The sequence below is a fragment of the Streptomyces sp. NPDC058665 genome (assembly GCF_042714995.1).
Taxonomy (GTDB): domain Bacteria; phylum Actinomycetota; class Actinomycetes; order Streptomycetales; family Streptomycetaceae; genus Streptomyces.
In genome coordinates this window covers 1-9752 of record NZ_JBHXRX010000120.1, presented here as the reverse complement: position 1 = coordinate 9752, position 9752 = coordinate 1, and the positions used below count along the sequence as shown (strand labels likewise).

At 70.1% G+C, this 9752-nt stretch carries 8 protein-coding genes; all 8 read left to right on the top strand.

The genetic code is table 11. The features are described 5' to 3' along the window. Positions 1 to 129: 129 nt before the first annotated feature. Complete coding sequence (ruvC, locus tag ACFWV8_RS37700; protein WP_384214975.1) at positions 130 to 687, top strand: crossover junction endodeoxyribonuclease RuvC; 558 nt, start codon at positions 130 to 132, stop codon at positions 685 to 687. Then, positions 684 to 1310, top strand: a complete 627-nt coding sequence (gene ruvA / locus ACFWV8_RS37695) for a Holliday junction branch migration protein RuvA (RefSeq protein ID WP_384214973.1) — start codon at positions 684 to 686, stop codon at positions 1308 to 1310. The genes ruvC and ruvA overlap by 4 nt, the downstream gene beginning before the upstream one ends. Positions 1311 to 1425: 115 nt before the next feature. Next, entirely contained in the window at positions 1426 to 2532 is a 1107-nt protein-coding gene (gene ruvB, locus ACFWV8_RS37690; RefSeq protein WP_384214971.1) for a Holliday junction branch migration DNA helicase RuvB, read from the top strand. Positions 2533 to 2696: 164 nt separating this feature from the next. Beyond that, positions 2697 to 3236, top strand: coding sequence for a preprotein translocase subunit YajC (gene yajC / locus ACFWV8_RS37685; protein ID WP_384214970.1), 540 nt, complete (start codon positions 2697 to 2699; stop codon positions 3234 to 3236). A 144-nt stretch (positions 3237 to 3380) separates the two neighbouring features. After that, positions 3381 to 5159: a protein translocase subunit SecD gene (secD, locus tag ACFWV8_RS37680; RefSeq protein ID WP_329389890.1), complete on the top strand. Its 1779-nt coding sequence runs from the start codon at positions 3381 to 3383 to the stop codon at positions 5157 to 5159. A gap of 1 nt (position 5160) precedes the next feature. Next, a complete protein-coding gene (gene secF / locus ACFWV8_RS37675) occupies positions 5161 to 6303 on the top strand; it encodes a protein translocase subunit SecF (RefSeq protein ID WP_384214968.1) in 1143 nt (380 codons plus the stop codon). Then, entirely contained in the window at positions 6300 to 6845 is a 546-nt protein-coding gene (locus tag ACFWV8_RS37670; protein ID WP_329389894.1) for an adenine phosphoribosyltransferase, read from the top strand. The genes secF and ACFWV8_RS37670 overlap by 4 nt, the downstream gene beginning before the upstream one ends. Positions 6846 to 7050: 205 nt before the next feature. Continuing rightward, positions 7051 to 9705, top strand: a complete 2655-nt coding sequence (locus tag ACFWV8_RS37665) for a RelA/SpoT family protein (protein ID WP_384214967.1) — start codon at positions 7051 to 7053, stop codon at positions 9703 to 9705. Positions 9706 to 9752 lie beyond the last annotated feature (47 nt).

The following is a 9752-nucleotide window of genomic DNA, read 5'->3' as shown; positions in this document are numbered from 1 at the left end:
GACACACCCCCCGTCGGCCCGCCGCGTTGTCGGTGCCGACCGATACTGTGCTGATCAGGGGTTCTGACTCACCGGCAGAACTGGTGTCCGGGCGGGACCGGGACCGGGAGTGTGAGGGGGAGGGGCGCGATGCGGGTACTGGGCGTGGACCCCGGACTGACGCGATGCGGTGTCGGCGTCGTCGAGGGCGTCGCGGGACGCACGTTGACGATGCTCGGCGTCGGTGTGGTGCGCACACCCGCCGACGCGGACCTCGGATCGCGCCTCGTCGCCATCGAGCGGGGAGTGGAAGCCTGGCTGGACGAGCACCGGCCCGAACTGGTCGCCGTGGAGCGGGTGTTCAGCCAGCACAACGTCCGTACGGTGATGGGGACGGCCCAGGCCAGCGCGGTCGCCATGCTGTGCGCGGCCCGCCGCGGCATCCCCGTCGCCCTGCACACCCCCAGCGAGGTCAAGGCCGCCGTCACGGGCAGCGGGCGCGCCGACAAGGCACAGGTCGGCGCCATGGTGACCCGGCTGCTGCGACTGGACGCGCCGCCCAAACCGGCCGACGCCGCCGACGCCCTCGCTCTCGCGATCTGTCATATCTGGCGCGCCCCCGCCGTCAACCGGCTCCAGCAGGCGCACGCCGCGGCGAAGGCGTCCCGCCCCGCCGGCCACACCCCCGTACGGAAGGTTCCCCGATGATCGCCTTCGTCAGCGGCCCGGTGGCCGCGCTCGCCCCGACCTCCGCGGTGATCGAGGTCGGGGGCGTCGGCATGGTGGTCCAGTGCACCCCGGCCACCCTCGCCGGGCTGCGGATCGGTGCGGAGGCGAAGATCGCCACCTCGCTGGTCGTCCGGGAGGACTCGCTCACGCTGTACGGCTTCGCCGACGACGACGAGCGCCAGACGTTCGAGCTGCTCCAGACGGCCAGTGGTGTCGGTCCGCGCCTCGCCCAGGCGATGATCGCGGTGCACTCGCCCGACACCTTGCGGGTCGCCGTCGCCACGGGCGACGAGAAGACGCTGACCGCCGTCCCCGGCATCGGTAAGAAGGGTGCGCAGAAGCTGCTGCTGGAGCTGAAGGACCGGCTCGGCGAGCCCCTCGGCACGCACATCGGCAGACAGGGAATCGGCGCCCCCGTCTCCGCCGCCTGGAACGATCAGCTGCACTCGGCGCTGATCGGTCTCGGATACGCGACGAGGGAGGCCGACGAGGCGGTCGCGCTGGTCGCCCCCGAGGCCGAGGCGGCGATCGAGGCGGGCGAGGCGCCCGCCGTACCGCGACTCCTGCGGGCGGCGCTCCAGTCGCTGAACCGCACCCGCTGACCCGGCGACGTCGCCGGGCGCGGACGGGGCCGCCCCCGGTCGCCGTCCGGCCGGCGCCGGAGCCGAACTCCACGGGACCGTCCAGGGACGTCCCGATTCCATGAGGTGAGCCACAGTGAACTGGGACGACAGCAGCACAGGGACGCCGGGAGGCGGCCCTCCGCCGACGGACGCGGCCGACGGGCCCGAGCGGCTCGTCGCCGCGTCCGCCGACGGCGAGGACCAGGCGGTCGAGGCGGCGCTGCGCCCCAAGTCGCTGGACGAGTTCGTCGGGCAGGAGCGCGTACGGGAACAGCTCGACCTCGTCCTGAAGGCGGCGCTCGCCCGGGGCGCCACCGCCGACCATGTCCTGCTCTCGGGCGCGCCCGGCCTCGGCAAGACCACCCTCTCCATGATCATCGCGGCAGAGATGGGCGCCCCCATCCGCATCACATCGGGCCCCGCCATTCAGCACGCGGGCGACCTCGCCGCGATCCTCTCCTCCCTCCAGGACGGCGAGGTCCTCTTCCTCGACGAGATCCACCGGATGTCCCGGCCCGCCGAGGAAATGCTCTACATGGCCATGGAGGACTTCCGCGTCGACGTCATCGTCGGCAAGGGACCGGGCGCCACCGCCATCCCGCTGGAGCTGCCGCCCTTCACCCTCGTCGGCGCCACCACCAGGGCCGGCCTGCTGCCGCCCCCGCTGCGCGACCGCTTCGGCTTCACCGCGCAGATGGAGTTCTACGAGCCCGTCGAGCTGGAGCGGGTCATCCACCGCTCCGCGCACCTCCTGGACCTGGAGATCGACGCGGACGGTGCCGCCGAGATCGCCGGACGCTCCCGGGGCACGCCCCGTATCGCCAACCGTCTGCTGCGGCGGGTCCGCGACTACGCGCAGGTCAAGGCCGAGGGGTACATCAACCGCGACATCGCCTCCGTCGCCCTTCAGGTGTACGAGGTGGACGAACGGGGCCTGGACCGGCTCGACCGGGCCGTGCTCCAGGCCCTGCTCAAGCTGTTCGGCGGCGGCCCGGTCGGTCTGTCGACCCTCGCCGTCGCGGTGGGTGAGGAGCGCGAGACGGTCGAGGAGGTCGCCGAGCCCTTCCTCGTACGGGAGGGACTGCTCGCCCGTACCCCTCGCGGCCGGGTCGCGACCCCGGCGGCATGGGCCCATCTGGGGTTGACGCCACCCCCGCGGGGCCCAGGCGCAAGCGGACAACCGGGGCTGTTCGGGGCGTGAGCGCACAGGCACTCGCCTCAGCAGGAACCCCGGTGCCATGCTGGGCGTTGTTCCATTGATGCGGACTCGCTTAGACTCCGCCGATGCCGCCCGTAACGGTCGGCTACCCACCCCCGTATACCAGGCCGCCCGACAGCGCGGTCGTGCGAAGGAAGTTCCCTCCCGTGAGTCTCGTGACCCTTCTCCCCTTCATCGTGCTCATCGGGGCCATGTTCCTGATGACCCGGTCCGCCAAGAAGAAGCAGCAGGCGGCTGTGCAGATGCGCAATGAGATGCAGCCCGGCACAGGTGTCCGGACGATCGGGGGCATGTACGCCACCGTCAAGGAAGTTCACGACGAGACGGTCCTGCTGGAGGTCGCGCCGGCCGTCCACGCCGTGTACGCGAAGAACGCCATCGGCGCGGTCCTGACGGACGACGAGTACAACCGCATCGTCCACGGCGACGAGGACGAGTTCGAGGTCGACGGCCACGTCGTGCCCGACGACGCCTCCTCGCTGGTCGACGACGACGTCTCGAAGATCGACCTGGGCAAGAAGGACGGCCCGGAAGACGCCGAGACGGAGGCCGAGACCGACGCCGACGCCGACGCGGCCAAGACTGACGCGGCCAAGGCCGACGCGGACGTCGCCTCCGACGACGCCGAGAAGGAGTCGGTCGAGGCCAAGGACGCCAAGGCCGACGGCGAGAGCGGCGCGAAGTAGTCCCGTCCGGTCCCGCACCACGTCCCCGGGCGTGCCGCGGTCCCCGGACGGCGTCGGCATTCGCGTGGGCACGTCCCCACAACACTTCGTTGCCGCTCCGTCGCCCACCCGGCGTGGGGCGGTTGGACAGGGAGAAACGAAAAGGTGGCAGCACCTCAGAAGGGCCGAAGGCAGACGGGGGCCCCGGGAAAGCCGGGGCGCACCCTGATCCTGTTCCTGATCGCGATGATCGCCCTCATCGGCGGGATGTTCGGGGCCGGCGAGCTCACGCCGCGCCTCGGTATCGACCTCGCCGGCGGCACGACCATCACGCTCAAGGCCAAGAGCTCGCCGGGCCAGGCGAACGCGGTCAACGAGACCAACATGAACACCGCGGTCGGCATCATCGAGCGTCGTGTCAACGGTCTCGGCGTTCAGGAGGCCGAGGTTCAGACCCAGGGATCCGACAACATCATTGTCAACATCCCCAAGGGCACGAACTCGCAGCAGGCTCGTGAGCAGGTCGGCACCACCGCTCAGCTGTACTTCCGGCCGGTCCTGACGCTCGGCCCCGGTGACCCCGCCGCTCAGCAGCCGCCGCCGGACGCGAACCCGACCCCGAGCGCCGGTGCGAGCGAGAGCCCGAGCCCTTCCGGGAGCGAGAAGCCGAAGGAGACCGCTTCCCCTTCGGGTGACAACGCCCCCAGTCCCTCGGAGACGACCCAGGGACGCCCCCTCACGGAGGACCTGAAGGCCGACGCGACGCCCACACCGACCGGCTCGGCCTCCGACAAGCCCAGCCCGTCCCCGAGCGAGCCCGCGACACCGCCCGCGGACCCCGCGACGGAGAAGCTCCAGGCCGACTTCGCGGCGCTGGACTGCACGAACGAGAAGGCCAGGGGCGCCCTCGGCGACAACGCGAAGCCGGATCAGCCGACGCTCGCCTGCGGTGAGAACGACGGCGTGTGGGAGAAGTACGTCCTCGGCCCCGCCGAGGTGGGCGGCAAGGACGTCGACGACGCCAACGCCACCATCAACCAGCAGACCGGCCAGTGGATCGTCCAGATGGACTTCACGGGCGGCGGCTCGAAGAAGTTCCAGGCGATCACCAGCAAGCTGTCGCAGCAGCAGGCCCCGCAGAACCAGTTCGCCATCGTCCTCGACGGCGAGGTCGTCTCGGCGCCCTCGGTGCGCCAGACGCTGAGCGCCAACGCCGAGATCTCCGGCAACTTCACCCAGGAGTCCGCGCAGGACCTGGGCAACATCCTGTCGTACGGCGCGCTGCCGCTCACCTTCCAGGAGGAGACCGTCACCACGGTCACCGCCGCGCTCGGCGGTGAGCAGCTGCACGCCGGTCTGATCGCGGGCGCCATCGGCCTCGCGCTGGTGATCATCTACCTGGTGCTCTACTACCGGGGTCTCGCGCTGATCGCCATCGTCAGCCTCCTGGCCTCGGCGGTCATGACGTACGCGATCATGACCCTGCTCGGACCGGGTATCGGCTTCGCCCTCAACCTCCCCGCGGTGTGTGGTGCGATCGTTGCGATCGGCATCACGGCAGACTCGTTCATCGTGTACTTCGAACGAATCCGTGACGAGATCAGAGAGGGCCGTACGCTGCGGCCCGCCGTCGAAAGGGCCTGGCCGCGCGCCCGGCGCACGATCCTGGTGTCCGACTTCGTGTCGTTCCTCGCCGCGGCCGTGCTGTTCACCGTCACCGTCGGCAAGGTGCAGGGCTTCGCGTTCACGCTCGGCCTCACCACGGTCCTCGACGTCGTCGTCGTCTTCTTCTTCACGAAGCCGGTCATGACCCTGGTCGCCCGCACGAAGTTCTTCTCGGGCGGTGGTTCCTGGTCCGGTCTCGACCCGAAGCGCCTCGGAGCGAAACCACCGTTGCGCCGCACACGCCGTATCGGCGCCCCCACCGACCCGAAGGAGGCGTGAGATGTCGCGACTCGGCGATCTCGGCGCGCGGCTCTACCGCGGCGAAGTCGGCTACGACTTCATCAAGAAGCGCATGTTTTGGTACGCGCTCTCGATCCTCATCACCATCACGGCCATCGCGGGCCTGGGGGTGCGGGGGCTCAACATGGGCATCGAGTTCAAGGGCGGTGCCGTCTTCACCACCCCCAAGACGAGCATCTCCGTGTCGGAGGCGCAGGAGCACGCGGAAGCCGCGTCCGGCCATGACGCGATCGTCCAGCAGCTCGGCAACGGCACCCTGCGTATCCAGGTCACCGAGCTGAACACGGCGCAGGCCGACAAGACGCAGACGCAGCTCGCCGAAGACCTGAACATCCCCAAGGAGAAGATCAACGCCGACCTGGTCGGGCCGAGCTGGGGCAAGCAGATCGCCAACAAGGCCTGGACGGGACTCGGGATCTTCATGATCCTGGTGGTGATCTATCTGGCGATCGCCTTCGAATGGAGAATGGCGGTCGCCGCGCTGATCGCCCTGATCCATGACCTCACGATCACGGTGGGTGTGTACGCGCTGGTCGGCTTCGAGGTCACACCGGGCACGGTGATCGGTCTGCTGACCATTCTCGGTTACTCCCTCTACGACACGGTCGTGGTCTTCGACAGCCTCAAGGAGGGGTCGAAGGACATCACCAAGCAGACGCGCTTCACCTACAGCGAGGTCGCCAACCGCAGCATCAACTCGACCCTGGTGCGTTCCATCAACACCACCGTGGTCGCGCTGCTGCCGGTCGCCGGTCTGCTCTTCATCGGTGGCGGATTCCTCGGCGCCGGCATGCTGAACGACATCTCGCTGTCGCTGTTCGTCGGCCTCGCCGCCGGTGCGTACTCGTCGATCTTCATCGCCACTCCGCTGGTCGCCGACCTCAAGGAGCGCGAGCCGCAGATGAAGGCGCTGAAGAAGCGCGTACTGGCCAAGCGGGCCGCCGCGGTGGCCAAGGGCGAGGCGGCCGAGTCGGCGCACGAGGGTGCCGACGGGCCGGGGGACGCCGAGCCGGACGACGGCGAGGGGCCGCACGACGCCCCGCCCGCAGCCGCCGCCGCGGTCGCGGGTCCCCGGAGCCACGGCGGACGTGGCCGGGGCCGTCCGTCGGGGAAGCGTCGATGACCGACGACAGCACGAGGGAACTGCTCCTCAGCCGGATCCGTGATGTGGCGGACCATCCGAAGCAGGGGGTGATGTTCAAGGACATCACCCCGCTGCTCGCGGATCCGAAGGCCTTCACGGCGCTCACCGACGCGCTCGCGGAGCTGGCCGTGCGGCACGGCGCCACGAAGATCGTCGGCCTGGAGGCGCGCGGCTTCATCCTGGCCGCGCCGGTCGCGGTCCGGGCCGGCATCGGCTTCATCCCCGTCCGCAAGGCGGGGAAGCTGCCCGGAGCGACGCTGTCGCAGACGTACGACCTGGAGTACGGCAGCGCCGAGCTGGAGGTCCACGCCGAGGACCTCCAGGAGGGCGACCGCGTCATCGTCATCGACGACGTGCTCGCCACCGGCGGCACCGCCGGCGCCTCGGTCGACCTGGTCCGCCGGGCCGGAGCCGACGTGGTGGCCGTGGCGGTCCTGCTGGAACTGGGCTTCCTCGGCGGCAGGGCCCGTCTGGAGCCGCACCTGCGGGACGCTCCGCTGGAGGCACTGATCCAGCTCTGACCTCGTCGGCGACGAACGACGAAATACGGTGAAAACGGACGCCCCGGGAATTCCACCCGGGGCGTCCGCGTTCTCCCTTTCATCGACCCGGAATCCCTCCATGCTCCCGCGCGGTCAACGGTCTCGTGAGCACCCGCGGCACGAGGTCGATACCATGGCCGTTCCGCACCTACCGGGGGACCCCGGAAACGCACGAGGAGCGCTCTTGCCAGACGAGGCCCAGCCACTCGCCGCCGCCCAGCCCGATCCGCACGCAGACCAGGCCACGGCGGCGCCTGCCCTGCCGCAGGACCAGGCGGACGGGTCGAGGACGGCTGCGCGGACGTCTGCCGAGCGGAACGGGTCCGGGCAGAGCGCCACCGAGCGGCAGGGGTCCGACCTCGATCGCTCCGGCCACGATCGCTCCGAGCGCAACGGGTCCGGCCCGAGCCGGGCATCCTCGAAGCCGGCCGACCCGGCCCCCGCCGCCGCGGCCCTGCCGGGCTCGCCCCCGAAGAGCCAGCTCCCGGTCCCCGTCACCGCGCCCAAGCCCCCGCCGGCCGCCCCCTCACGCTCCGGCGGCTCCTCCAACCGCGTACGTGCCCGGCTGGCCCGTCTCGGCGTGCAGCGCTCGTCGCCGTACAACCCGGTCCTCGAACCCCTGCTGCGGACCGTACGGAGCAACGATCCCAAGATCGACACCGCCGTCCTGCGCCAGATCGAGCGGGCCTACCAGGTCGCCGAGCGCTGGCACCGCGGCCAGAAGCGCAAGAGCGGCGACCCGTACATCACGCACCCCCTCGCCGTGACCACGATCCTCGCCGAACTCGGCATGGACCCGGCCACGCTCATGGCGGGGCTGCTGCACGACACGGTCGAGGACACCGAGTACGGCCTCGACACGCTCCGCAAGGACTTCGGCGACCAGGTCGCCCTCCTCGTCGACGGCGTCACCAAGCTCGACAAGGTCAAGTTCGGCGAGGCCGCCCAGGCCGAGACCGTACGCAAGATGGTCGTCGCCATGGCCAAGGACCCCCGCGTCCTGGTCATCAAGCTCGCCGACCGGCTGCACAACATGCGCACCATGCGCTATCTCAAGCGGGAGAAGCAGGAGAAGAAGGCCCGCGAGACGCTGGAGATCTACGCGCCGCTGGCCCACCGCCTGGGCATGAACACCATCAAGTGGGAGCTGGAGGACCTCGCCTTCGCGATCCTCTACCCCAAGATGTACGACGAGATCGTCCGGCTCGTCGCCGAGCGGGCGCCCAAGCGCGACGAGTATCTGGCCGTAGTGACCGACGAGGTCCAGTCCGATCTGCGCGCCGCCCGTATCAAGGCCACCGTCACCGGCAGGCCCAAGCACTACTACAGCGTCTACCAGAAGATGATCGTGCGAGGCCGCGACTTCGCCGAGATCTACGACCTGGTGGGTATCCGCGTCCTCGTCGACACGGTCCGCGACTGCTACGCGGCGCTCGGCACCGTCCACGCCCGGTGGAACCCGGTCCCCGGACGGTTCAAGGACTACATCGCGATGCCCAAGTTCAACATGTACCAGTCGCTGCACACGACGGTCATCGGGCCCAGCGGCAAGCCGGTCGAGCTCCAGATCCGTACGTTCGACATGCACCGCCGCGCCGAGTACGGCATCGCGGCGCACTGGAAGTACAAGCAGGAGGCCGTCGCCGGGGCGTCCAAGGTCCGTACCGACGTGCCCAGGAACGCGGGCAAGGGCGGCGGCCAGGACACCGTCAACGACATGGCGTGGCTGCGCCAGCTGCTCGACTGGCAGAAGGAGACCGAGGACCCCAGCGAGTTCCTGGAGTCCCTGCGCTTCGACCTGTCGCGCAACGAGGTCTTCGTCTTCACGCCCAAGGGCGATGTCATAGCGCTGCCCGCCGGGGCCACCCCCGTCGACTTCGCCTACGCCGTCCATACGGAGGTCGGCCACCGCACCATAGGGGCGCGGGTCAACGGACGGCTCGTCCCGCTCGAATCGACCCTCGACAACGGCGATCTCGTGGAGGTCTTCACCTCCAAGGCGTCGGGCGCCGGACCCTCGCGGGACTGGCTGGGCTTCGTCAAGTCGCCACGGGCCAGGAACAAGATCCGCGCCTGGTTCTCCAAGGAACGCCGCGACGAGGCGATCGAGCACGGCAAGGACGCCATCGCAAAGGCGATGCGCAAGCAGAACCTGCCGATCCAGCGGATCCTCACCGGCGACTCGCTCGTCACGCTCGCGCACGAGATGCGCTACCCCGACATCTCGTCCCTGTACGCGGCGATCGGCGAGGGCCATGTCGCCGCACAGGGCGTCGTACAGAAACTCGTCCAGGCGCTCGGCGGCGAGGAGGCGGCCAACGAGGACATCGCCGAGAGCGCGCCGCCCTCGCGCGGGCGCTCCAAGCGCCGCTCCAGCAGCGACCCCGGCGTGGTCGTCAAGGGCGTCGAGGACGTGTGGGTCAAGCTCGCCCGCTGCTGTACGCCGGTCCCGGGCGACCCGATCATCGGCTTCGTCACCCGCGGCAGCGGCGTCTCCGTACACCGCGCGGACTGCGTGAACGTCGACTCGCTGTCCCAGCAGCCGGAGCGGATCCTCGAAGTCGAGTGGGCGCCCACCCAGTCGTCCGTCTTCCTCGTCGCCATCCAGGTCGAGGCGCTCGACCGGTCCCGGCTGCTCTCCGACGTCACCCGCGTCCTGTCCGACCAGCACGTCAACATCCTGTCGGCGGCCGTGCAGACATCCCGCGACCGGGTGGCCACCTCGCGCTTCACCTTCGAGATGGGCGACCCGAAGCACCTCGGGCACGTGCTGAAGGCCGTACGGGGCGTGGAGGGCGTCTACGACGTCTACCGCGTCACGTCCGCCCGCAGACCGTAAGGCAGGTCGTACGACGACGGAGCGGGGCGGCGGGGGGTGGACCCCCC